Origin of the sequence: Paenibacillus sp. FSL L8-0708, from assembly GCF_038009325.1 — a bacterium.
GTDB classification, from domain to species: domain Bacteria; phylum Bacillota; class Bacilli; order Paenibacillales; family Paenibacillaceae; genus Paenibacillus_AQ; species Paenibacillus_AQ odorifer.
In genome coordinates, this window is record NZ_JBBPBC010000001.1 from 2,219,681 (window position 1) to 2,241,851 (window position 22,171).

30 protein-coding genes are annotated in these 22,171 nt (G+C 42.0%); 25 read left to right on the top strand and 5 right to left on the bottom strand.

Features of this window, described 5'->3' with window-relative positions; all coding sequences use genetic code 11:
• Positions 1-12: 12 nt before the first annotated feature.
• Positions 13-657: a methyltransferase domain-containing protein gene (locus tag NYE58_RS10175; protein WP_076219343.1), complete on the bottom strand. Its 645-nt coding sequence runs from the start codon at positions 655-657 to the stop codon at positions 13-15.
• Positions 658-862: 205 nt separating this feature from the next.
• On the opposite strand from NYE58_RS10175, the gene NYE58_RS10180 reads away from it, so the two are divergent.
• The gene (locus NYE58_RS10180; RefSeq protein ID WP_076219342.1) at positions 863-1,351 is read left to right on the top strand and encodes a hypothetical protein; all 489 of its coding nucleotides are present in this window, start codon (positions 863-865) and stop codon (positions 1,349-1,351) included.
• 810 nt (positions 1,352-2,161) lie between these two features.
• Here the strand turns inward: NYE58_RS10180 and NYE58_RS10185 are convergent.
• A complete protein-coding gene (locus NYE58_RS10185) occupies positions 2,162-2,623 on the bottom strand; it encodes a hypothetical protein (RefSeq protein ID WP_076124771.1) in 462 nt (153 codons plus the stop codon).
• A gap of 170 nt (positions 2,624-2,793) precedes the next feature.
• On the opposite strand from NYE58_RS10185, the gene NYE58_RS10190 reads away from it, so the two are divergent.
• Positions 2,794-3,177: a DUF423 domain-containing protein gene (locus NYE58_RS10190; RefSeq protein WP_076124773.1), complete on the top strand. Its 384-nt coding sequence runs from the start codon at positions 2,794-2,796 to the stop codon at positions 3,175-3,177.
• Positions 3,178-3,254: 77 nt separating this feature from the next.
• Here NYE58_RS10190 and NYE58_RS10195 read toward each other — a convergent pair whose 3' ends face one another.
• Positions 3,255-3,782, bottom strand: coding sequence for a hypothetical protein (locus tag NYE58_RS10195; protein WP_036684355.1), 528 nt, complete (start codon positions 3,780-3,782; stop codon positions 3,255-3,257).
• Positions 3,783-3,996: 214 nt separating this feature from the next.
• Between NYE58_RS10195 and NYE58_RS10200 the strand changes: the two genes are divergently transcribed.
• The 7 genes from NYE58_RS10200 (at position 3,997) to sufB (ending at position 10,453) form a co-directional block, all read left to right on the top strand.
• A complete protein-coding gene (locus tag NYE58_RS10200) occupies positions 3,997-4,299 on the top strand; it encodes a YunC family protein (RefSeq protein WP_036684352.1) in 303 nt (100 codons plus the stop codon).
• Between the two features lie 239 nt (positions 4,300-4,538).
• On the top strand, positions 4,539-5,000 hold the full coding sequence (locus NYE58_RS10205) for a Dps family protein (RefSeq protein WP_036684350.1): 462 nt from the start codon (positions 4,539-4,541) through the stop codon (positions 4,998-5,000).
• Positions 5,001-5,279: 279 nt separating this feature from the next.
• The gene (gene sufC / locus NYE58_RS10210) at positions 5,280-6,062 is read left to right on the top strand and encodes a Fe-S cluster assembly ATPase SufC (protein ID WP_036684347.1); all 783 of its coding nucleotides are present in this window, start codon (positions 5,280-5,282) and stop codon (positions 6,060-6,062) included.
• A 26-nt stretch (positions 6,063-6,088) separates the two neighbouring features.
• A complete protein-coding gene (gene sufD / locus NYE58_RS10215) occupies positions 6,089-7,390 on the top strand; it encodes a Fe-S cluster assembly protein SufD (protein ID WP_036684344.1) in 1,302 nt (433 codons plus the stop codon).
• A complete protein-coding gene (locus NYE58_RS10220) occupies positions 7,387-8,613 on the top strand; it encodes a cysteine desulfurase (protein WP_076219340.1) in 1,227 nt (408 codons plus the stop codon). Before sufD ends, NYE58_RS10220 begins: the two co-directional genes overlap by 4 nt.
• On the top strand, positions 8,600-9,031 hold the full coding sequence (sufU, locus tag NYE58_RS10225; protein ID WP_036684339.1) for a Fe-S cluster assembly sulfur transfer protein SufU: 432 nt from the start codon (positions 8,600-8,602) through the stop codon (positions 9,029-9,031). Before NYE58_RS10220 ends, sufU begins: the two co-directional genes overlap by 14 nt.
• Positions 9,032-9,055: 24 nt before the next feature.
• Complete coding sequence (gene sufB / locus NYE58_RS10230; RefSeq protein WP_036684335.1) at positions 9,056-10,453, top strand: Fe-S cluster assembly protein SufB; 1,398 nt, start codon at positions 9,056-9,058, stop codon at positions 10,451-10,453.
• A gap of 15 nt (positions 10,454-10,468) precedes the next feature.
• On the opposite strand, the gene NYE58_RS10235 is transcribed toward sufB, so the two are convergent.
• Positions 10,469-11,686 (bottom strand): tyrosine-type recombinase/integrase, encoded by a 1,218-nt coding sequence (locus NYE58_RS10235; RefSeq protein WP_341001748.1) that lies wholly within the window; start codon positions 11,684-11,686, stop codon positions 10,469-10,471.
• Between the two features lie 100 nt (positions 11,687-11,786).
• Positions 11,787-12,179: a helix-turn-helix domain-containing protein gene (locus NYE58_RS10240; protein WP_341001749.1), complete on the bottom strand. Its 393-nt coding sequence runs from the start codon at positions 12,177-12,179 to the stop codon at positions 11,787-11,789.
• Between the two features lie 28 nt (positions 12,180-12,207).
• Here NYE58_RS10240 and NYE58_RS10245 point away from each other — a divergent pair, with 28 nt between their 5' ends.
• From NYE58_RS10245 to NYE58_RS10320, 16 genes are all read left to right on the top strand, one after another.
• Entirely contained in the window at positions 12,208-12,489 is a 282-nt protein-coding gene (locus NYE58_RS10245; protein ID WP_341001751.1) for a helix-turn-helix transcriptional regulator, read from the top strand.
• Positions 12,490-12,628: 139 nt separating this feature from the next.
• Entirely contained in the window at positions 12,629-12,895 is a 267-nt protein-coding gene (locus NYE58_RS10250) for a group-specific protein (RefSeq protein ID WP_341004242.1), read from the top strand.
• 210 nt (positions 12,896-13,105) lie between these two features.
• A complete protein-coding gene (locus NYE58_RS10255) occupies positions 13,106-13,969 on the top strand; it encodes a hypothetical protein (RefSeq protein WP_341001752.1) in 864 nt (287 codons plus the stop codon).
• Positions 13,970-13,973: 4 nt separating this feature from the next.
• The gene (locus NYE58_RS10260; protein WP_341001755.1) at positions 13,974-14,591 is read left to right on the top strand and encodes a hypothetical protein; all 618 of its coding nucleotides are present in this window, start codon (positions 13,974-13,976) and stop codon (positions 14,589-14,591) included.
• 88 nt (positions 14,592-14,679) lie between these two features.
• Entirely contained in the window at positions 14,680-14,919 is a 240-nt protein-coding gene (locus NYE58_RS10265; protein WP_341001756.1) for a hypothetical protein, read from the top strand.
• 100 nt (positions 14,920-15,019) lie between these two features.
• Complete coding sequence (locus tag NYE58_RS10270; RefSeq protein ID WP_341001758.1) at positions 15,020-15,319, top strand: hypothetical protein; 300 nt, start codon at positions 15,020-15,022, stop codon at positions 15,317-15,319.
• Positions 15,316-16,002, top strand: coding sequence for a hypothetical protein (locus NYE58_RS10275; protein ID WP_341001759.1), 687 nt, complete (start codon positions 15,316-15,318; stop codon positions 16,000-16,002). The genes NYE58_RS10270 and NYE58_RS10275 overlap by 4 nt, the downstream gene beginning before the upstream one ends.
• A 468-nt stretch (positions 16,003-16,470) precedes the next feature.
• Entirely contained in the window at positions 16,471-17,337 is an 867-nt protein-coding gene (locus NYE58_RS10280; protein ID WP_341001760.1) for a DUF4373 domain-containing protein, read from the top strand.
• A 10-nt stretch (positions 17,338-17,347) separates the two neighbouring features.
• Positions 17,348-17,713 carry a hypothetical protein gene (locus tag NYE58_RS10285; RefSeq protein ID WP_341001761.1) on the top strand — a complete coding sequence of 122 codons (366 nt, stop codon included), beginning with the start codon at positions 17,348-17,350 and terminating at the stop codon, positions 17,711-17,713.
• Positions 17,710-19,011 carry a replicative DNA helicase gene (gene dnaB / locus NYE58_RS10290; RefSeq protein WP_341001762.1) on the top strand — a complete coding sequence of 434 codons (1,302 nt, stop codon included), beginning with the start codon at positions 17,710-17,712 and terminating at the stop codon, positions 19,009-19,011. The genes NYE58_RS10285 and dnaB overlap by 4 nt, the downstream gene beginning before the upstream one ends.
• Positions 19,012-19,024: 13 nt before the next feature.
• Entirely contained in the window at positions 19,025-19,498 is a 474-nt protein-coding gene (locus tag NYE58_RS10295; RefSeq protein WP_341001763.1) for a hypothetical protein, read from the top strand.
• A gap of 60 nt (positions 19,499-19,558) precedes the next feature.
• Entirely contained in the window at positions 19,559-20,119 is a 561-nt protein-coding gene (locus tag NYE58_RS10300) for a hypothetical protein (RefSeq protein ID WP_341001764.1), read from the top strand.
• A gap of 75 nt (positions 20,120-20,194) precedes the next feature.
• Positions 20,195-20,824: a hypothetical protein gene (locus NYE58_RS10305; protein ID WP_341001765.1), complete on the top strand. Its 630-nt coding sequence runs from the start codon at positions 20,195-20,197 to the stop codon at positions 20,822-20,824.
• Between the two features lie 2 nt (positions 20,825-20,826).
• A complete protein-coding gene (locus NYE58_RS10310; protein WP_341001767.1) occupies positions 20,827-21,222 on the top strand; it encodes a hypothetical protein in 396 nt (131 codons plus the stop codon).
• A gap of 70 nt (positions 21,223-21,292) precedes the next feature.
• A complete protein-coding gene (locus tag NYE58_RS10315) occupies positions 21,293-21,490 on the top strand; it encodes a hypothetical protein (RefSeq protein ID WP_341001769.1) in 198 nt (65 codons plus the stop codon).
• Positions 21,491-21,559: 69 nt separating this feature from the next.
• The gene (locus NYE58_RS10320; RefSeq protein WP_341001771.1) at positions 21,560-22,099 is read left to right on the top strand and encodes a hypothetical protein; all 540 of its coding nucleotides are present in this window, start codon (positions 21,560-21,562) and stop codon (positions 22,097-22,099) included.
• Positions 22,100-22,171 lie beyond the last annotated feature (72 nt).

The following is a 22,171-nucleotide window of genomic DNA, read 5'->3' on the forward strand; positions in this document are numbered from 1 at the left end:
CCCATCTTAAAATTATAGAAAAAAATGTCTGTTTTGTGATTTAAGTCTTCGTTCGACAAGAACATGAGGTTCAGGATAATGACTTCTGCTCATCAGCTCCAGCTCCTGATCAGTGATATTGTGCTTGATAACGACAAAATGGTACATGATTTCATGCACTACATTTGCTTGAAGGGTCTTTAGTATTTCTAGTTCTTCAGTTTCGTAAAGCGGATCTTCATAAGGGTGTTGATAGAATAACTCCATCCGCAGCAACCGATAATCGAAGGGTGGTGCGGGTACAGGGTAGTCTGGAATAGCTGGGCATACTGGACCGGATGGGGGTTGGAAGAAGGATCCTGTAAAATGCCGGGGGGTATATTCGTCAAACTTCTGCTTAAAGGAAGGATTGGACATATGGGCAAAGCTGTGGGCATAGGGTGCTAGAATGCAAACAACTGCTTTATGGATGCTAATTCTGTGAATTTCCGCCATGGCTGCGAATAAATTGTCCACATAAGGCAGTACACGGCTAGCCATAACTAACTCAGCGCTATTGTCAGGGAGAGGAATCTCTTGGCAAATATCACAGACAATATCTACAACAGGACCCGCGATCCGATCGATCCCGAGATAACCTGCTTCCTTATTAGATCCACAGCCGATATCGATTTTCAAGGGGCTCACTCCTTTCCTTTGGGATAAATCAGGCTCACACTATTGTATTAATACCGCTGTAGCCTGCATCCGACGGATGCCTAATAGAGGCTGGAAGTTATCTAAAATTACTTCATATGAAACTTTCATAGAGTGGTTAACGTTATAAGAGTATACTTATGAAGATGACTTTGAAAATAATCGCCACATAGAGGAGGCACTCAACATGAAAAAACAACGTTCATTACCCGCCATAGCAGCGATTGCTGCCTTAACATTTGCCTTAACCGCTTGCGGTGGGAATAATTCGGCACAGACTTCAGGAGAACCGACTGCAACACCTTCTCCAACTCCAACCGAGAGCGCAAGCACAGCTGAGCCTACAGAAGCTCCAAGCACTCCCGTACCCACTGAGAACCCAAGTACAGCCACACCAACCGAAAATCCGAGCACAGCTAAACCTAGTTCTACTCCAAAAGCTGAAGGTAAAACAATAAAATTGACGGCCGTTTATATCGGACAAATAGATAGTCATTCCGTTGAGATTGCGACAAAAGAAGGTCCAACCGCTTTTGAGATTTCAGCTGGGATGGAGAGTATACTTGATACTTTGAATTCCGATGATTCCGTAGTTATTGAATACGTGGAAAAAGCAGTGGAGGGCGATCCGTCTGTTAAGCAACGTGTGCTGACAAAGCTGGCTCTAGCGAAATAATTGAATGTATTAATTTGCAAATAGAGGGTGTCTCAGCAATCATATAGTGGTTGCTGGGACACCCTCGTATTTTTTAAGCATAGTTCTTGCTCAAACAATAAACTTAGTTTGGTCGATCACAGTCCGCATACCTAGCTGCATCCTTATGGATTAGGAGCTACACTATTGGATCTAGCTGCACCACTATGGATATAGCAACCCCACTAACGGAACTAGTAGCACCACTATGGATCTAGTAACCTATATTGGACTCAGCATTATCGGACCCAGCAGCCCTAAAACGCAGCTTTTCCCCACATTTGGTTCGCTATCGGACCCCATCGCAGCTATTGCCATAAAAACCGCCCAATAGGATCCTTTTTCGATGCAATAGCGTCACTGGGGTCCGAAACTGTGCTCCAAAGGGCGAAAATCCGTAAATAACGTCATCTGAGTCCGCAAGCCGCGGATGAGGGATAGGATCTAGCATTATCGGAATTATCATCATCGGAATCAGTATTATCGGACCCAGCAGCCCTAAAACGCAGCTCTTCCCCACATTTGATTCGCTATCGGACCCCATCGCAGCTATTGCCATAAAAACCGCTCAATATGATCCTCTTTTGATGCAATAGCGACACTGGGGTCCGAAACTGTGCTCCAAAGGCGAAAAAAACGTAAATAACGTCATCTGAGTCCGTGAGCCACGGATGAAGATGAGGACTCCCCCAATGTAGATTTTAGATTCATACATAAATAAAGGTATCCTCACAACCCGCTCAAAGTTGTTGGGATACCCTTTTTAATGAAGTTAGCATGTTTAAAAGAAGCTTAAAGCGTTCCAGCATTGACTAGGAAGGTTGTAATAAGCAGCATAAAGAGTAAGATAATAACACCATTGACTATTGTGCCAATAATGCCAAACACCTTGCGACGTTTCCGAATGGAAAGCCCAATGATGCCGATGACTACACCGATTACATTAAGAGCAGCCAGAATAATAACAGTTAATCCTAGAAGCATTATGAATTGCGAGGACTGGCTTAATAGTTCGGAATTCTCATTAACCAATGAAGAAGACTTCATTATAATAGAGATAAAGATGGCTGCATAGCCGATGATCGACACGAGACAGATAATGAACGAAGCAATACCAGGTCCAGAATGTTGAAGATCATGTTCTACTTTTTGATGCGTAGATGATAAATCAGCGCTTGGGTAATCCGGATGAGGGTTGGGATTTCCCACCTCTGCCGCAGGTACGTCTGATTTTGACAGAGAATTTAAGTCCATGGTTTGCACTCCTTGAGAGATTAGAATGAAAATGTTGTTAATATCCACTTTTTCATATTGATGCTAAAAAAGCAACCCCTGAATGAGGCAAAATAAAAAATGACTGCTGGAAATAGGAACTGGCATTACGTTATGATAGAATGAGTCTAAAATTAAGGGGGTGTAATCATTTGCAACGGAAATTTATGGCCTGGGGGGCTGTGCTAGCAATGCTGGCAGTAGGAATTGGTGCTTTCGGTGCCCATCTACTAAAACCAGTGATCAGTGAAGACTATATGAAGGTATATGAGACTGGTGTGCAGTATCACTTGGTACATGCGCTGGGGGTAATTCTCATCGCACTGGCTGTGGGCCAATGGGGCGAAAGTGTCCGATTACGTTGGGCGGGCCGATTGTTAATTGCAGGTACCATTTTGTTCTCTGGCAGTTTGTATGTTCTGAGTATCTCCGGAATTAAGGTGCTAGGAGCGATTACACCTATCGGTGGGGTATGCTTTATAATTGGCTGGTTATGCCTTGCGATAGAGGGATTTTCACGTAAAACGTCGTCTTAGTTGTTAAAAAAAAGAAAGACCAATAAGCACCTGTTCCCCAATGAGGGAGGGTGCTTATTTGCTTGTAACGCATGCGCTTACAGAAACTCGTCGATTTCATTTAGATTAAAGCTGTACACCTGCTTCTCATCCACATGGTAGACACTTATAGAGTTGGCTGCTTCATCAAAGTTTAAAATACGACAGGGCATGGACACTTGTTTCCCGTACCGGTTCGCTCGTAAACGTACCAATTGATTATTCTGAATATACTGACGAATCTTCCCGTATGCATCAGCTGGCGTCTCAATGGCCGTTTGCTGTGCAGGCGTTTCTGCCTGTTTTTTTATCGGTGTATCCAGCTGCTTCTTCGTAGATTTTGGAGGCAGCTTTAATGAAATGGGAGGAGCAGAGTTTTGATTCAAAGCTAGTTTAGCGGAGCGTAGCAAGCTGTCAATGGTTCTCCCTAATTCAAGACCGGAATTAATGTTGAAATCTGTGATATGGTCATTATTGTTCAACATTTCGAGCAGAAATTGCAGTGCAAGCGGGTTGGTACGGGCATTAATCAGGATGTCGACGTTAAATAAATAATTGCCGTCTGTGCGTTGTAGTTTCTCGTCCATAAATCCCCCAGCTTTTCGTTTAGAACATCTCTGAATGGTTACAGGAATGTAATTAACTATAACATTAAACATGCAATATTCATATACCCAGGACTACTGGAATAGGGACTATTATACTGCATTTTATACTAGGCATAGGACTACCGTCAGCACACCCACAGGAAAATTAGCATACATATACAACGTGGATAGTGAAAAAAAGGAGGTGCTGCTATTGGTTACTATGGAGCCTATTACAGTAGGTGAACATACGCTGATCGGGGTAGAGGTTAAGCTTCCCAAAACTACACTGCTCTCTATCAGCACGAACCGAGGTTATATTATGTGCGGTGCACTGGATGTCGGTCTCCTCAATGAAACACTTAGTGATCGGCATATCATCGCAGCTCGTGCGGTGGGTGTACGGACGCTTGCCCAGCTTTTAGCTGCCCCGTTGGAGTCTGTAACGATAGAAGCAGAGAGTCTTGGCATCGTACCAGGTATGACGGGTGCGGAAGCGTTACTTCTTATGGTCTGACCGGAAAATTTAACAATTCCAAACAAACGGGGCTTAGGCCCTTTTTGTTTGTGTGCAAGTATTCACATTTAAGCATAATCGGGTGTGTCTTTGCTAATGCTAGAACAAATAAAGGTGTTATGGAAGGCTTCTCCTTGTTTCGTATTACAGGTAAAAGGGTAAATTAAGAATAGACAAGTTACTACCGGACGAAGGAAATAGTAACCGGTAAATATAATGGATAAGGTAGGGATCATCTCATGGCTAAAGCATCGAATAAAGTAAATACAACTTCACTGGAACAGATCATGAATCGTCAGGTTGCTAACTTAAATGTCCTGTACGTAAAAATTCATAACTTTCATTGGTATGTCAAAGGAGAACAGTTTTTCTCCCTTCATGTGAAATTTGAGGAATTATATAATGAAGTAACCCTTCACATGGATGAAGTAGCAGAACGCTTGCTAACCATCAAAGGCAGTCCGGCAGCAACATTGAAAGAATATTTGGAATTAGCTACCATTCAAGAAGCTACAGGTAAGGAAGATACACGGGGAATGGTTCAGTCTCTGATTGAAGACTTCGCCACCATCTCTGAAGAGCTGACAGAAGGCATCGAGCTTGCCGAAGAAACCAAGGATCAGCCAACCTCAGATATGTTCATTAAAATCCGTAGTGATCTGGAGAAACACCAATGGATGCTACGTTCGTTTCTTAGCTAATCATTAAGCAGTTTGAATAAGGCTTCCTGCGGGAAGTCTTATTTTTGCGTAGTCTTATGTTTAATGAAAATCTTCTCTGAGTCACAAGTGATTAGCTAAAGAGAAATTTGTAAAAAAACAAGGTTTGATATAAAATTAGTGAGAATCATTGATAATCATTGTGATTCAATTTATAATAATTATAATGTGATAGAAAATCTAATTGTGCTGGGAATCAGGATTATCCTGTTTCAATACAACTTTTGATTTCGCAAATCGATCAATGGAGGGAATAATATTATGGCAGCAGAATTTGTCATTGAGGGTCTTAAAGCGACGATTGAGGGAAAAGAAATTTTGAAGGGGATTAACCTTCAAATGAAAGGTGGCGAAATTCACGCCATCATGGGACCAAACGGTACAGGTAAAAGTACTTTGGCTTCGGCGCTAATGGGTCATCCTAAATACGAAGTAACTGATGGAACTGCAACTCTTGATGGTGAAGATCTTCTGGAGATGGCTGTTGATGAACGCGCACGTGCAGGTCTTTTCCTTGCAATGCAATATCCAAGCGAAATCTCTGGAGTAACTAACTCCGACTTCTTGCGTTCTGCCATTAATTCCCGTCGTGAAGAGGGAAGCGAAATCTCGTTGATTCGTTTTATTCGCCAAATGGAAGCAAAGATGAAAGAACTAGATATGAACCCTGAGTTTTTACACCGTTACTTGAACGAAGGCTTCTCCGGTGGTGAGAAGAAACGTAATGAAATTCTACAAATGATGATGCTGGATCCAAAAATCGTGATCTTGGACGAAATTGACTCCGGTCTTGATATTGATGCTTTGAAAATTGTAGCTGAAGGCGTAAACTCCATGCGGAGCGAAGAACGCGGCTTCTTAGTTATTACCCACTATCAACGTCTTTTGAACTACATCAAACCTGATTATGTTCACGTTATGATGCAAGGTAGAATCGTGAAATCCGGTGGTCCAGAGCTTGCACAGCGTCTGGAAGCAGAGGGTTATGAATGGATTAAAGAAGAACTTGGAATTGAAGATGAAACTGTAGGGCAAGAAGCGTAAGAAACGCCAGGAAGGAGGAGACCACTATGACGACACAGACCATTCTTCCGGTGGATGCCGAACGCTTGAGCGAATTATCGCACAGCAGCGGCGAACCGGGTTGGCTGAAAGAAAGCCGCTTGAAGGCACTAGAATTGGCAGCTACTCTGACACTGCCTAAATTAGAGAAGACACGGATTGATCGTTGGAATGTCAATAATTATGGTAGCTATAAAGCAAGTGAACCTTTTGCTTCGCTAAGTGATGCACCTGCATCTATTTCTTCCTTGATCAAGGATCAGGAGGAAGGCAGCCTGATTATTCAACGCAACTCCGGTGCAGTATATACACGTATCGCTCCTGAGCTTGCAGAACAGGGTGTTATTTTTACAGACCTACAGACAGCTGTTAAAGAACACGGAGATTTAGTTCAACGTTACTTGCATAAAGCCATTCAGCCAGACGAACATTCTATCGCAGCGCTTCATGCTGCATTGTGGAATGGTGGAGTATTCCTCTATGTTCCTAAGAATGTTGTTATTGAAACTCCGCTTCAAGCAGTGCTGTTAACGGATGATGCGGAAGCTACTTTTGTTCCACACATTCTGGTCGTAGCTGATACTAACAGTTCCGTAACCTATGTAGATAACTACGTATCGGATAAAGAAGAAGCTGGACTACACAATGGTGCGGTAGAGGTATTCGTGGGCGCTGGCGCTAAAGTTCGTTATGCTACAGTGCATCAGCTTGGTGTAGATACTACAGATGTAACTTATCGCCGGGCGGTTGTTGAGAATGACGGAGTCATCGAATGGATTGTTGGTGAGATGAACTACGGAGATACTGCGAGTGATACCAAGTCTGTGCTTAAAGGCAACGGTTCTAGCTCCGATGCTAAAGTAATTGCAGTAGGTACGGGATCACAGAAACTGAATTACACCACTCAAGCTCAGCATTTTGGCAAAAGCACACCAAGTGACATGATCACTCGTGCAGTTATGCGTGATTCTGCTACTTCTATCATCAACGGAATCACCAAGATTGAGAAAGGTGCTACTAGAGCGGACGGCCAGCAAACGGAAAAAGTATTGATGCTGAGTCCAAAAGCCCGTGGTGACGCCAATCCGATCCTGCTTATTGATGAAGATGATGTTACAGCCGGCCATGCCGCTTCCGTAGGACAGGTCAATCACGAGCAAGTCTTTTACCTAATGTCCCGCGGAATTACACGGCATGATGCAGAGACTCTGATCATCTACGGCTTCTTGGCTCCTGTTGTGTCACAAATTCCACTGGAGGGACTGCGCAATCAGCTCCAATCTCTTGTGGAAAGGAAGTTAGTGCAATGATTAGCAACGCCATCCGGGAGCAATTTCCCATACTGAACCAAAATGTGAACGGACATCCACTGGTCTATCTGGACAGTGCTGCTACTTCACAGAAGCCTCGGAAAGTAATTGAGGCGGTCAAGTCGTATTATGAGTGGGATAACGCCAACGTACACCGTGGCGTCCATACTTTAGGCAGCCGAGCAACCGATGCCTACGAGGGAGCCCGGGAGAAGCTAGCTAAGTTTATAAACGCCCGCAGCACTAAAGAAATTATCTTTACACGCGGAACAACTACAGCCTTAAATCTTGTGGCCTCTTCTTACGGACCCTCTGCTGTGGGTGAAGGCGACGAAATCGTCATCACCTTAATGGAGCATCATAGTAATCTGATTCCATGGCAGCAGCTCGCTAAGAAGACAGGTGCTACATTAAAATATATACCGTTGCAACCTGATGGAACGGTTACGTTGGAAGCTGCCGAGCAGACGATTACGGATAAAACCAAAATCGTTGCTATCGCTTATGTATCCAACGTTATGGGAGTAACTCATCCTATTAAAGAGCTTGCGGCTATTGCTCATCGTCATGGTGCAGTAATTGTCGTAGATGGTGCACAAAGCACACCACATATGAAGGTCGATGTGCAGGATCTGGATTGTGATTTCTATGCACTATCTGGTCATAAAATGCTCGCACCCACCGGAATTGGCGCTTTGTATGGCAAGAGAGCACTTCTCGAAGCCATGGAGCCCGTCGAATTCGGTGGCGAGATGATCGATGATGTGGGTCTTTATGAATCCACATGGAAAGAATTGCCTTGGAAGTTTGAAGGCGGTACTCCGATCATAGCTGGTGCTGTTGGTCTAGGTGCAGCCATTGATTTCTTACAAGAAATCGGTTTGGATGAGATACACCGCCATGAGAAAGCTCTTGCAGCGTATGCAGAGCAACGTCTGTCAGAGATCGAGGGTCTGAACATTTATGGTCCTCGAAATCGTGAAGTCGGCGTTGTCACCTTTAATCTGGGTGACGTTCACCCGCATGATGTCGCTACAGTGCTAGATGCGGAAGGCATTGCCATCCGCGCCGGGCATCACTGCTGTCAGCCGCTGATGCGCTGGCTGGAAGCCAGCTCTACAGCACGTGCAAGCTTTTATCTTTATAATAACGAGCAGGATGTAGATCGACTGGTGGACGCTTTAATCAAGACAAAGGAGTACTTCAGCTATGAACTTGGATGACTTATACAGACGCGTAATTATGGATCATTATAAAAGTCCTCGAAATCGCGGTTCATTTGAAGATGATGCTCTAAAAATTGAACTGAATAACCCAACCTGTGGTGACCGGATTACTCTTCAGCTTAAGGTAGAGGATGGAATCGTAAAGGATGCCCGTTATAATGGTGAAGGCTGTTCGATCAGTATGTCATCGGCTTCGATGATGACTGAGGCGATCAAAGGACAAACGGTTGAACGTGCGCTTGAACTGGCCGATAACTTCTCCTTACTGATGAAGGGTGAAGACGTGGATTTTGGAGATTACGAAGACATTGAAGCCCTGTCGGGTGTGAATAAATTCCCTGCGCGGATCAAATGCGCAACACTGGCTTGGAACGCACTTCGTAAAGGAATTGACGAAGAAGAGCAACATAAATAACAGTAGAACAAGGAGGCTGACACCATGGCTAAGAAAGCGCCTGATATGGAAGAATACCAGTACGGGTTCCGTGATGAGCATAAATCGATATTCCAGTCTGGTAAAGGTTTGACGGCCGAAATTGTTAAAGAAATTTCAGCAATCAAAAATGAACCACAGTGGATGCTTGACTTCCGCTTGAAATCTTTGGAGCAGTTCCGTAAAATGCCAATGCCTACATGGGGCGGCAATATGGATGATTTGGACTTCGAGGATATTCAATACTATGTAAGACCTTCAGAGAAGCAAGGGAAGACTTGGGAAGAAGTTCCTTCCGAAATCAAAGAAACCTTTGATAAGCTGGGAATTCCGGAAGCGGAACAGAAGTTCCTCGCCGGCGTATCGGCACAATATGAATCTGAGGTAGTCTATCACAGCATGCAGAAGAGCCTTGAAGATCAAGGGGTTATTTTTACAGATACCGACACTGCATTGCGTGAGCACCCAGAGCTTCTGAAAAAATATTTCGGGACGATCATCCCTCCAACCGATAATAAGTTTGCCGCACTTAACAGTGCAGTTTGGTCAGGCGGCAGCTTCATCTATGTTCCTAAAGGTGTGAAATGTGAAGTTCCTTTGCAGGCTTACTTCCGTATTAACTCCGAGAACATGGGACAATTCGAACGTACTTTGATCCTTGCTGATGAAGACAGCTTCGTGCACTACGTAGAAGGATGTACTGCTCCAATCTATAGCACGAACTCTCTACACAGTGCGGTTGTTGAAATCTTGTGTATGAAGAACGCCCGCGTTCGTTATACCACAATCCAGAACTGGGCTCCAAACATCTACAACCTCGTTACGAAACGTGCGGTTGCAGAAGAGAATGCTACTATGGAATGGGTCGATGGTAACATCGGTTCCAAGCTGACCATGAAATATCCTGCGGTTGTTCTTAAAGGCCGTGGTGCTAAAGGTTCAGTACTATCCATCGCGGTAGCAGGTAAAGACCAGCATCAGGATGCGGGTGCCAAGATGATCCATTTGGCTCCAGATACAACATCCACCATTGTATCGAAATCCATCAGTAAACATGGCGGTAAAGTAACTTACCGTGGTCTAGCTTCCTTCGGCCGTCAAGCAGAAGGTGCGAAATCGAACATTAAATGTGATACGCTGATTTTGGATAATGAGTCCACTTCGGATACTATTCCTTACAATGAAATCATGAACGATAACATCGTTCTTGAGCATGAAGCAACCGTGTCTAAAGTTTCTGAGGAGCAACTGTTCTACCTGATGAGCCGTGGCCTCACAGAAGCAGAAGCGACTCAAATGATCATCATGGGCTTCATCGAGCCGTTCACAAAAGAACTGCCGATGGAATATGCGGTCGAAATGAACCGTCTGATCAAGTTCGAGATGGAGGGTAGTATTGGTTAAGGCTGATATTCCGCGCTATTCATAGGTTTTTATTAAGGGTTTTAATTCGTCGTGCCGATTTTGTGCCGATTCGGAATTGCGTTTGGTGTAGGAGGCGAACTTTTCAAGTTCGTCTTCTTCTATCTTTGGAGTTAATGATGAATAGGTATCGGATGTAGTTTTAATGGTTTTATGACCTAGACGTTTAGATACATAAAAAAGGCTAGTGCCGGCTTCGAGCAGCAATATTGCATGAGTATGACGAAAAACATGTGTGCCTTTATATTCAACACCGGCTTTTTCACAATAGTCTTTAAAAGAATCGCGAACAGTAGCGGGTGTCAAATAATTGCCTAGATAATTTTGAAATATTATACCGTCTTTACTTTGGTGAAATGTATCTTTATCTTTAATGAAATTTTCTTGTATAATTTTGAAGTTCAGCAAGGAGCTAACAATATCTTTTTCAAGTCTAATAGTGCGATAGGAAGATGTGTTTTTTAATGTAGTTAATTTCAATTCGTTGTTATTATTCCGGCTGGTCTGTCTCTCGACAGTAATTTTATCTTCATTTAAATCGGACCACCTTAACGCAAGTGCTTCGCTGATTCTCAACCCTGACTGACTTAGAAAGTAAATTAGCATATAGTACAGAGGATAACCGTCAAAACGTTGGTGATGATATCCTTTCATAAAATCTAATAATTTGTTTAGTTCCACCAGTGTGAAAAATTTAACTTCTTCTATTTTCTCGGTAGAATCTTTAACAGGAACTTTTAATTTATCCGCAGGATTTTTTTCGAGAACTTCTAATTCAAAAACGGCAAAATGAAAAATACTTTTTATAACTGAAAGGTATTTTAAACATGATCCGTAAGAGTACTGCAGCTCGTCGTTTCCATCTCTCTTATCCACGTATTCTTGTACCCACTTTTTAATATCAGGACGACGTATCTTCATTATCCTTTTATTACCAAAGAAAGGGAGGATATGCAACCGGATTATAACTTCAAGTTGGCGAAAAGTTGAATCTTTTATGTTTGAACGTTTATGTTCCGCCCATTGTTCCACCACCTCACTAAACAGCATGTTTCGGTCGTTCAGCGCTTGTCCATAATATATTCTTTCTTCAACTTTTCCCGCCTCTATCTCGGCCTCCTTTTTCGTTCTAAATGTACCAATGCTAAACTCCTCGCCATCTTTTGAAACACGAGCTTGCCAATTACCGCTTTTTAATTTCCGAAATGTCGCCATTTTATTCCTCCTAAAGAACATTTGTTCCCTTTAATGGGTAAATAAAACCGCCATGCGGCGGTATTGACTGCATGCCTTTTTCCCTGATTAATGATTATTATCACTCTTCAGATTTATCTTGTTCTTTTTCTTTTGCTTCCCAAAAAAGACCGGACAAAATGTCAATGGCACGTTGACGTTTTTCACCAATTATTGGGGTTCCATCAAATAGTATTGGATGGGCTTCTTCAAGCATTTTCTTGAGGTCAGCTATATCTTTAGATGATACTGTGTGAGTTAAGATGCTGCCCTGTTCGAGTTTCTTTCCAAGTAATGCATTAGGACTTGTTGTTAGAATATCAGCAATTTTTTCGAGGTCTGTACTAGAAGGGATGACCCTGTCGTTTTCTATATGACCAAAATTAGAGCGACCCATTCCTAAATGTCCCGCAACTTGTTGTTGAGATAAACCTAATTGCTTTCTTCTATTTCTTATCCGCGAACCTAACGACATGGTAAAACCTCCGAGATATTATTCGTAAATGGTATTTAAAATACTTGACGGTATTTTAAATACCATTTATAATCAAAATACAAATACACGAAATGAGGTGAAATTAGTGAATGAAGCATTAACTAGGAAACGAGAAAAATTGCGCGATAGACGACTGGAAAAAGGTTTTACTCAAGCTAAGCTCGCCGACAAAGTAGGCGTTTCCTTGGAACAAATTAAGAGTTTAGAATACGGAAGGGTAAATCCTAGTTTCGTTCTAATGCTGAACATATGTTCAGTCCTAAACAGTAGGCCAGAAGAAATTTTTTAACAATAAAGGTATTTATAATACCTTTATTTAAGTATACTTATATGTTAAGGTATTGTCAATACCACGCGCAGACAAGTGTGGTTTTTTTAAAGATCAAAATGGTATTTTAAATACCGTTTAGAGGTGAAAAGTGGAAAAAATTCTAGATTTAAGTATAAACGAATCACAGGTTAGAAAAATTCTCCTTGAGCAAATAGAAAAAATTGTCAAAGAAGTGGATTCTGAGCATGTGTTTTGGGATACGAATGAACTTAAAAAGCGAACATGCATGAGTTGGAATTTTATTCAGGAACAATTCTTTTTTGATTCTAGATTTCCGAAACGAAAAATTGGGACTAAATGGTTTTTTCCTGCGAAGGAGACCCGAAAGTTTTTAGAATTATGGTTAGATGAACAGCCCAAATAACTATATCAGCAATCATAACCACATCATAGAGTTTTATACTCTACATCCGTCAGGTTGACGGGTATGAATTCTGTCCGTATAGAGGACGGAAATCTTGCTCTCAGACATTTTGATTTAGAATGTCCGAATATCTAACATGGCGATTCATCATTTTAGAACTCCTAACATTCCGATTCAGAAGGTTAGACATTAGAGAAAGGAGCGATGTAAATGAACAGTGACGTACTAATCGAAAGTGTTAGTCTCCGCAATTCATACACTAGTCGTGTGGATGTACTAAACAAGGTAAAGGGGCTTTCCCTACTGCCAGATAACGAGAGTGTTTCTGTTGAAATGGCAGCGGAGTATTACGAGGTTTCAAGAAAAACAATTGATAGCCTGATTTATGATAATCGCCAAGAGTTGGATTCTGATGGTTTGAAGGTATTGAGTGGAGAGGAACTGATCTTCTTTAAGGAGAAGGCAATAATTGGTAAAATGGTTCGTTCCTTCACAGTCATTCCACGCCGTGCAATTCTGCGAATTGGTATGTTGCTGCGAGACAGCTTGGTGGCTCGGGCTGTACGTGATTATCTATTGGATACAGAAGGAGAAGCACCACCGAAGCAGTTAACTCAAAGCGAACTCATAGCTTATTTAGCTCAAAAGAATGTGGAGTATGAACGAGCGGAAGCTGAGCGTAAACGAGCGGACGCTGTGCGTGACCGCCGTCTTAATGACATGGAAGAGAAATGGGAAGACACCATAGAAGTAATGGCGCTCAATCCGGGTGAGGATTGGCGTAAGGAGACAACGGCTATTTTGAATAAGATTGCTCAGAGTCGCGGTGGTGGCGAGGCATACCAAGGGGTTAGGAATGAAAGCTATGACCTACTGACAAGCCGCTTTGGGCCTCGTTTGGAAGTCCGGAAACAGAACATGCAAGGCCGTATGTTGCGTGAAGGAGTAACTCCTTCTAAGGTAGAGAATCTCAGCAAATTGGACGTAATAGCCGCTGACAGACGGCTGATTAACGATTACATCACAGTCGTGAAGGATATGGCGATAAAGTACAACGTTAAGTTGAAGGGATGAGCATATGGACAGATTAGAGATTTATCATAGGTCGTTCACAGCAGCCATTAAGCAAGCTTCTGTAGATAAAGAGGCTCACATGGTAGTGGACCGAGCGGTATTCTACGGTGTACGTATGGCAAATGAAATGATGAAGGATGGGAGAAAGTACACGGACGTTGAAGGACTAGAGTCGCATTTCCAATTTTACGAAGTGGTTATGTCTCTCATGACGCTATTGACGCCCCGCAGAATAACAGTGATTTTTCCGATTATTAAAAGCTATGACGGCGAACGTGCAGGGTGGAAAGACTACTTTTCCACAATCAAGATGATTGAAAATCATGGCTGGGATGAACTGATTGGCGACCCTTTTGACTTCATTTGGGATTATGAAAATTGGGAACTCCGATTCTTTATGACTCATTTCATTAGCATTATGAGCGATATGCGGAGGGTACAGGGGCATCCAAGCATTGCGGAGGAATGGGCTGCAGAGAACGGGATTCCAATGTATAGACAGCATACTGCATCAAATGGCAAAGAATACATGGTGGACAGTAACGGACGTTCATTTCCTTTACAGAAGCCGCGGCCTAAGCATTTGAAAATAGTTGCTGGAAGGAGAGTGTCCAGAACATGACCCTTGAACACCTGGCGCGTATCTGGTTCCACCAACCGGCACAGCACGCAGTATTAGTCAAAAATATTATTCGGAGGGATCAACGTCGATGAGGAACCTTCGTCTCCATGTTTTATCGTATGTGGCGGATCTGAAATCAAGGATTATGGGCGCAACTAATGATTTGAGTAACGATTCTGAATCTGTAGAGGCTGTTGTAGAAGATCTGAAGGACATCATCATTGATTTTATTGAGTTTGATAAATTCCTTCAGACTTCATTTGTACAGGAAGGCATGTTGAATAGGAAAAATCGCCTAAACGCGGATACCTTGGAGGGGTCACGTTAAGACGATCAGATTTAAAAAATACTGGAGCTATATGACGTAATTATACTATTTTTTCAATACATACGTCAATATTGCTCCCAGAAATTAGGAGCGTGTATTCATGAAATCATTCATTCGTAAATTGTTTTTCCGTCTTCCATCCACTGAAAAACGTCGTCAAGAACGCCGTGTAAAATCCTATGAATTCATTTTAGAACAACAAATACGGGTACTACGTACCGATCTGGATTTAGCAGAATCAAAACTGCAAGACCTTCAGGACAATAAGAACGATATGTTTGCTCGTCTGCGCCATGTCTCGTCTTTGCAGCACCAGTTTATTGAAGCTTGCCAGCTTGAACGCCAGTACGCAGAATTTGTGAACTTAGTTCAAGCTAAGAAGGAAGGTGCTGCTGTATGAGCACTACACCACTGAACATTAGATTTATCAATGCTAATTTTGGCAAGGAGACTATTTCATTTTTTAGTGCAGATCAAAAGGAACGGTTATGCTCTACGATGCGCTTGATCATCCATCAAGAGGGCGTAAGCAGCTTGCTGGCGGCTCTTAAAGTGAACGTTAATGAACGCCCTTCAGAGGACAGGGAACGTGTCTGGAGGATCCTTCTACCCGTAGCAGAAGAGGTGATTCACGGGCTGTACGCCCGTCCAGGAGAGAGCCTACTTGTTTGGAGCAATATTCCACCTTGGGTAGCCATGGAAACGCCGTATGAACCTATGATCATGGCTCAGGTAACAAATCGCGAATACGGATGTGCGGAGTGGTTTGCAGATCCCCGGCGTAATGTTTTCAAAGGTTGGGAACGGGTTCCGTTTGTGCATCTGGATAAAGAAATGTTGTCCCGTGGTTTTAAGCGTTATCCTGATAATCTCTTTGAAGGGTCTTGCCATTTCCTCGAATTTGACTGGTCTATGTACCAGACTGATCAAGCGTCTTTCATCAACAAACTTCATGACTTTAGTGAGGTTATTGGAGCATCCATGGTGAATGCGATCCTTCTACAGCTGGTATGGCGTGTTCCAGAGGGCAAGGAAGCTGAAGAAAAGTTTCTGAGAGCGGTGTTTGGAGAGGTGTGTACATGATAGAGCACTGTGTAAAATTGCGTTCATCAATACAAATGTGTTCGGATCTTATTCAGTTTCTTAGAAAGTATCCTAAGCAGCCCATTTCGAACTATATAGGCATGTTCCGCCACATTCCGTTGGATTGTTCAGGTGATCTATTTGACGTCTCTATGAGGCTCCTAGAGGTCTTAAACGATAGTAATAGTACGAGACCTCAGCGCGAGGATTTTCACGCTCAACTGATCTGGCGGTACGGAAATAAGAATTCATTTATGAATCTTTTACAAACAGCATTTGGAGGGCTGAAATAATGAAATATACCGTTTTTATATTAAGAAGAGACGGAGTTAACACGGGTTACAATCCTAGTTTTATCTTTGATAATAAAACGGAATTCCTGGAGTTCATAGATTTATGTTTAAAAATGGTCACGCTTTAGAAATCGGCCTAATTTGAATTCAATGAATAAATGAGGGGTTGAAGGGCGTGGCTAGACCAAAAAAGGAGGGCATGGAATATTTCCCTCATGACACAGATGCAGTAAATGATGAGAAAATAGAGGCCATGCGTGCCTTATTTGGTAATGACGGTTACGCCTTCTATTTCATACTTCTGGAACGAATATACCGAAGTGGGAACGGGGAACTGGATGTGTCCAGCTTTACCGTTAGGACTGCCTTAATTAAGAAGTTGGGGATAGACCAGGATCAATTTATTCCCATGCTTGAGGCATCATTTGAAATAGGTTTATTTGACCCGATTTACTACGAAACGCATAAGTGTATCACAAGTGTAGGCATAAAAAAACGACATGAAGAAGTCGAAAACATGCGCAGCAAATGGCGGAAAAAGAAAACGAAAAACGAAGAAATAGAGGTTTTCCCAGAAGAAAACATTACGGAAAGTGAAGTTATCTCAGGGGAAAACTACAATACAGAGGGGTTATCCCCTGAGAAAGGTGCACAAAGGAAAGTAAAGGAAAGTAAAGTAAATAATAAAGATCAAAACATATGTGTTGATCCGCCTTCGGCAGAATCACACGATGATGGTTCTCATCCTGAATTCGAACGATTTTGGGATGTGTTTCCCAAAGCAAGGCGAAGAGATAAAGCGAAGGCTTACTCCGTTTGGAAAAAGAAAATCAAGGCTGCCGAGCGTGAGAATCTTGTTCGATGCACTGAGCTTTACGCAAAAGACGCTAATGCAATCGGCAAGGACGGAACTTTTGCAAAGATGCCGACAACCTACCTGAATGACGGAACATATAAAGATTACCTAGGCGGGGAAATGCCTGATGTGAATCCAGAGATGCAGGAACTGAACGGACGATTGGACTTTATAGACAAACTGTAGGAGGGCCTACATGGACAGGGAAGAAGCGAAGAAGGTTTTTAAAAAGCTTGCTGCAAGCTATCCAAGCTGGAAAGTAGATGCTGGCATTGCTGAGAGTTGGATCGATGATCTAGAAGCTGAAGATGCCGAAACGGTATGGGCTAATGTGAACGAGTACAAGCGTGAGAATAAATATGCTCCAGCCTTTGCAGAGATCGTTAAACCAAATGCAAATCTTGAAGCCAAGCGAGATAAGGAACGCACTCAAAGGCTGCTGAAAGAGAAACAATATCTGGAGATTGAAATTCCTGGCACTCCACCATGGGAAAGAGCGGGTATGACTCGGGAGGACTGGATGCGTTCAGTTATCGAAAAAAGCAGGGAGAAAAGGGAATGAACTATTTCAACCTCGAGGCAGAACAAGCAGCATTAGGCGCGCTCCTCATCGCACCGGATTTGATTTACGAGTCCATATTGATTCCTGAATACTTTTATCACGAAGACCACAAGCGCATTATTACAGCGATGCTCCATTTGCGAGATAACGAACAAATGATTGACACTGTATCGCTAGGTGCAGCATTGGGAAGTAATTTGCACGACATTGGTGGTTATTCTTACTTGACTAAGTTAAGCCAATCAGTGCCGACAAGCGGACTATTTAGGAGTCATGAAAGAATAATCAAAGAAAAATATTTACTTCGTACAGGCATGCAAAAAATCAGGGAAATCTATAGCGGTGGCTATGACGAACCAAAGAAATTTGCAGGTGAACTAATAAATATTGCTGAGATCATTATGGGTCAGTCTAAGATCGAGGGTGGGCTTAGGCACATCAAAGAAGGTTTGAAAGATCATTATGACTCGATTGAAGGAAGAGCATTCAACGGTAAACCTACAGGCTACAGTACTTTGGGGGTAGATCTTGATAGGGTTATTGGAAAATGGCAAAAGCAAACTCTCAACATCATTGCTGCTAGACCGTCTGTAGGGAAGACTGCTGCACTCTTGAATAATGCAGTGATAAACGGTAAAGAGGCACTGGCCGTTGCTATATTCAGTCTCGAACAGCCTGAGTTACAACTCTACGATCGGATGATTTCTGCACAGTGCAATATTGACGGATCTCGCATAAAGTCAGGTAAACTCAGCGATGATGAGTGGACAAAATATACTATTGGTTTCACAGGGCTTGCAGACTTGAAAATATACATCGATGACCGTCCGGGATTAAGTGTTCAGGAAATCCGATCTGAGGTTCGGAGATTTAAAAAGACACACGGTGAAATCATTGTATTTATAGATTATTTGCAGCTGGTCAACGGTGGAAGGGAATTCGCAAATCGGAATTTAGAAGTAGGGTATGTAAGCTCTAGTTTGAAGCAGATGGCACGAGAGAATGATTGTCCGGTAATCGCACTAGCACAGCTCAGCCGTGGCGTAGAACAGCGGCAGGACAAACGTCCAATGCTTTCGGATCTTCGGGAATCAGGAAATATTGAGCAGGACGCGGACACCATTACATTTTTGTACCGTGATGATTACTACAATCAGGAGACAGAAAAAAAGAACATCATCGAAATGATTGTCGCAAAAAATCGTGAAGGCGAAGTGGGCACGGTTGAAATGATTAATCTAAAAAACTATGGCAAGTTTGTCAATTATGAACGCGCACATTCGATAACAGATCATTAGGGAGGAAATATACATGTCAATGATCGCATTGGATCACGCTCTTCGTGGGGCTTCCAAAGATGAGACTACCATTAAGAAGGAAGATGTCAAAAATACCGAAGCGTTCCTCAGAGCATATTTGCCTATGCTAAAAGTAGTTAAGGACTATGAAGCGGCAGCAGCAATTGGTTCATTATCTAATAATGACTTGACTAATTTAGAAGCATATCAATTCTACAAATCTATCACTGACTTTACTATTTCGACAATTAATAACCTGTCTAACCCTTATGAACGTTTAATCATGGAGAAATTGTACATCCAAGGACTGCCTTATAAAAAAGCGGCTATGTACATGAGGATGGGTTACAGCAGTAAATTAAATCCTATCAGTCTTACTTCATTTGCAGATCGGAAAAGAAAAGCACTTGTTAGTATTGCAAAGAGTCTGAACATCATAGGAATTCTAGAAAAATTATCTAGCGAGACAACCAGACTTTACAAATAGGATTTGAGTTACAACATCCCGACCCAAAAAAGTTAATAGTTAATACGAAAGGAGAAAGAGATGAATACAACGATAGATTTTAATATGCCTCTTGCAGAGATTATCGAAATATTGCTGGGAGCCTCAGAATGTAAAACTAAAATCACTGGAAAAGATGTTGGGATCACGAATAAGCTGCTGAGAGCTTATCCAGCAATGAAAAAGGTGGTTCTTGATTACGAGGCGACCGGCGCACACCTATTACTTCAGCCGGATTCAAAAGCACCTAAGACATTATTGGCATATACAGCCTCTAAAAGTAATGGGACGAAGGAGTACAAGGCGTGTAAAGTACTTACTGAATTTATACAGTCATTAGTAAATAGTTTGTATTCACCATATGAAAGACTTGCAGTGCAAAAGCGATACATTGAAGGTGAAAAAGATCGGGTAGCGTTTGAGTTTCTACAGGATGAAGAAAAAACAGGATTTCCAGCTATTCATGGTACAACCTATTACGAACATAAAAGAAGGGGGCTTAGAAGAATAACAAGGAGTCTTAAAATTGTGGGGTTACTAGAAAAAATACCAGAGGGAATCATCGGTCTAGGTATGGAAGTCGGGAAAATCCCTGATGAATAATCTATCTTGATGAAACATAAGGAAAATTTTCCTTAAAGATATTCATTTAACAACGTAAAAAGGATGGTTCTAATATTGAAAAAGTATAAGAGACGAAAATTAAAGAAGTGGTTTAAGCGTGTGGCTGCCGGTATAAATTCCGGCCAGCCAATTCCAAGGTTTTATGCATTACGTGTAATTGATAGTCTGCACCATTTCGTAGATTGCGAGTACTTAAATCATTTTCGTCCTTGGTGGTATGAGGAATTAGATAAAGGAACTAAATTGGATTTTGTAGAGTCGCATTCACAACATTTCAAAGAGACTGAACGCAAATTCAAAGAATGGTCAGGGATTGATCCTAATGACATTTCTCTTTTGGTTAAGGAACATAAATCACGGAAGGCTCGAAAAAGAAAAGCTCCAAAGGCTAAGCCTGAACAGCCTATTCGTAAGCTTCGTAATCCAGAAGAATTCCATATCTTTTTGAAAACTGGAGAAGAGCGCCCAGTCACGGGAGAAAGAATATTTAACTATGGGGGATATGATTTTTTTATATGGCATGACGGCATATTCTGGAGTGTAAGTGACGTTTCAGTTGGTTTGAGAGTATATGCACATACACGTTACAAAAAGGCTGTAGAAGTGGCTATAGAGCGTGTAACTGTCGGTTTTGATTCGTTTGTTCGACAAGTAAAGACTATTAATGGCGAGATAGATGTATGAACATGGCTAACCTAATACTTATCATATTTGCAGGAATTGGTGCTCTGGCTGCGGGTGGATTTGCGGGTGTCTTAATCCTCGGAGGGCGGTTATATATCAGAAGTGATGGAAATGGCTACCCGGAACTTGAAAAAGAGAATGAGCGTCTGTACACCGTCATTGAGGATATGCAATCAGGTTTATGGGCTAATCATTGCGATTCTTGTGCTCATTTAAAGGTGGAATTGCAGCAGCATAAGACAGTACGAAATTTCTATTTATCTGATAATAAAAAGTTGAAAGATGCAATACAACTGGCACTATCCTGGACGTGGGATTGTTCGGAGGGAAATATGTTGGAGGTCATTGCGGCGTTAAATAATGTTCTAGAGGATCTATATCATACTGATAATCCATAACAGTAAAATGAATAACCTAAAGGAGAGTGGGCAAGAAATCTCAACTCTCCTACAAGGAAGGAGATAACTAATGACACGTTACAAGTGGTATTTTTATTCGTTCTGCTTTTCGGCTAATGGAAGAGATGGCTGTGGTAACGGAGTGATCCGTTTTAAAACAATCCCTAATATTAATGATTGGCGAAGGGTTTCGGAAAACATAGAAAAAGAAAATGAATTTCCGGTTAACACTGTTCTTATTACCAATTACCAATCGATAACTAAGTAATTGATTATTCTAGAACTGACTAAATGAATTTGGAAAGGAAAAGCCCTTATGATATTTCTTCGACTTGCAATGGATCTTGATGGTGCTCTTCGCGGAGTAGCTGGACTTAATACAGTATTGGAGAAAAAAGATATTGAATTGACTGTGACGTTCCTTGAATCATACATCCCAATGCTGAAGATTGTTAAGGATTATGAAGCCACCGGCGCACATCTGCTAATGCAACCTGAAAGCAACAGTTCAAAATCTCTAATCGCATATGCTGCTTCAAAGAGCGAAGGAGGGAAAAGGTATGGTTCCTATAAAGTATTAACGCAATTTATACCGGAACTGATTAATAGTATTTACAATCCTCACGAAAGAAAAGTCCTTGAACTAATATATATTGATGGGCTGACTTTCGGAGAGGCTGCACTCAGCATGGAAGAAGATCCAGCCGAAGGCTTAGGTCCAATATTTGGTGGGAGTTTTGCAGAAAGAAGACGGAAGGGGTTAAAGAGAATTGCATTGAGTCTTAAAATACTAGGGATATTAGAACTCATTCCAGAAGATATCACACAACTTAATGAAGTTGCGGAAAGATTCAAAATGGGAAGGAAGTCGCATTAAAATGAAGATTTTCTTAGTGCACAATTTCAAAGATGGAAGTACTTTAAGCGTCCCTCTACTTAATATGGAATC

Coding starts and splice junctions, on each gene's coding strand:
- NYE58_RS10205 (WP_036684350.1), top strand. CDS start 4,539: ATGGCTAAAGCATCGAATAAAGTAAATACAACTTCACTGGAACAGATC.
- NYE58_RS10180 (WP_076219342.1), top strand. CDS start 863: ATGAAAAAACAACGTTCATTACCCGCCATAGCAGCGATTGCTGCCTTA.
- NYE58_RS10310 (WP_341001767.1), top strand. CDS start 20,827: ATGGCTAACCTAATACTTATCATATTTGCAGGAATTGGTGCTCTGGCT.
- NYE58_RS10295 (WP_341001763.1), top strand. CDS start 19,025: ATGTCAATGATCGCATTGGATCACGCTCTTCGTGGGGCTTCCAAAGAT.
- NYE58_RS10300 (WP_341001764.1), top strand. CDS start 19,559: ATGAATACAACGATAGATTTTAATATGCCTCTTGCAGAGATTATCGAA.
- NYE58_RS10185 (WP_076124771.1), bottom strand. CDS start 2,623: ATGGACTTAAATTCTCTGTCAAAATCAGACGTACCTGCGGCAGAGGTG.
- NYE58_RS10235 (WP_341001748.1), bottom strand. CDS start 11,686: ATGGCGACATTTCGGAAATTAAAAAGCGGTAATTGGCAAGCTCGTGTT.
- NYE58_RS10270 (WP_341001758.1), top strand. CDS start 15,020: ATGAAATCATTCATTCGTAAATTGTTTTTCCGTCTTCCATCCACTGAA.
- NYE58_RS10285 (WP_341001761.1), top strand. CDS start 17,348: ATGGACAGGGAAGAAGCGAAGAAGGTTTTTAAAAAGCTTGCTGCAAGC.
- NYE58_RS10320 (WP_341001771.1), top strand. CDS start 21,560: ATGGATCTTGATGGTGCTCTTCGCGGAGTAGCTGGACTTAATACAGTA.
- NYE58_RS10255 (WP_341001752.1), top strand. CDS start 13,106: ATGAACAGTGACGTACTAATCGAAAGTGTTAGTCTCCGCAATTCATAC.
- NYE58_RS10260 (WP_341001755.1), top strand. CDS start 13,974: ATGGACAGATTAGAGATTTATCATAGGTCGTTCACAGCAGCCATTAAG.
- NYE58_RS10315 (WP_341001769.1), top strand. CDS start 21,293: ATGACACGTTACAAGTGGTATTTTTATTCGTTCTGCTTTTCGGCTAAT.
- NYE58_RS10195 (WP_036684355.1), bottom strand. CDS start 3,782: ATGGACGAGAAACTACAACGCACAGACGGCAATTATTTATTTAACGTC.
- sufC (WP_036684347.1), top strand. CDS start 5,280: ATGGCAGCAGAATTTGTCATTGAGGGTCTTAAAGCGACGATTGAGGGA.
- NYE58_RS10245 (WP_341001751.1), top strand. CDS start 12,208: ATGGTATTTAAAATACTTGACGGTATTTTAAATACCATTTATAATCAA.
- sufB (WP_036684335.1), top strand. CDS start 9,056: ATGGCTAAGAAAGCGCCTGATATGGAAGAATACCAGTACGGGTTCCGT.
- NYE58_RS10275 (WP_341001759.1), top strand. CDS start 15,316: ATGAGCACTACACCACTGAACATTAGATTTATCAATGCTAATTTTGGC.
- NYE58_RS10265 (WP_341001756.1), top strand. CDS start 14,680: ATGAGGAACCTTCGTCTCCATGTTTTATCGTATGTGGCGGATCTGAAA.
- sufU (WP_036684339.1), top strand. CDS start 8,600: ATGAACTTGGATGACTTATACAGACGCGTAATTATGGATCATTATAAA.
- NYE58_RS10220 (WP_076219340.1), top strand. CDS start 7,387: ATGATTAGCAACGCCATCCGGGAGCAATTTCCCATACTGAACCAAAAT.
- sufD (WP_036684344.1), top strand. CDS start 6,089: ATGACGACACAGACCATTCTTCCGGTGGATGCCGAACGCTTGAGCGAA.
- dnaB (WP_341001762.1), top strand. CDS start 17,710: ATGAACTATTTCAACCTCGAGGCAGAACAAGCAGCATTAGGCGCGCTC.
- NYE58_RS10240 (WP_341001749.1), bottom strand. CDS start 12,179: ATGTCGTTAGGTTCGCGGATAAGAAATAGAAGAAAGCAATTAGGTTTA.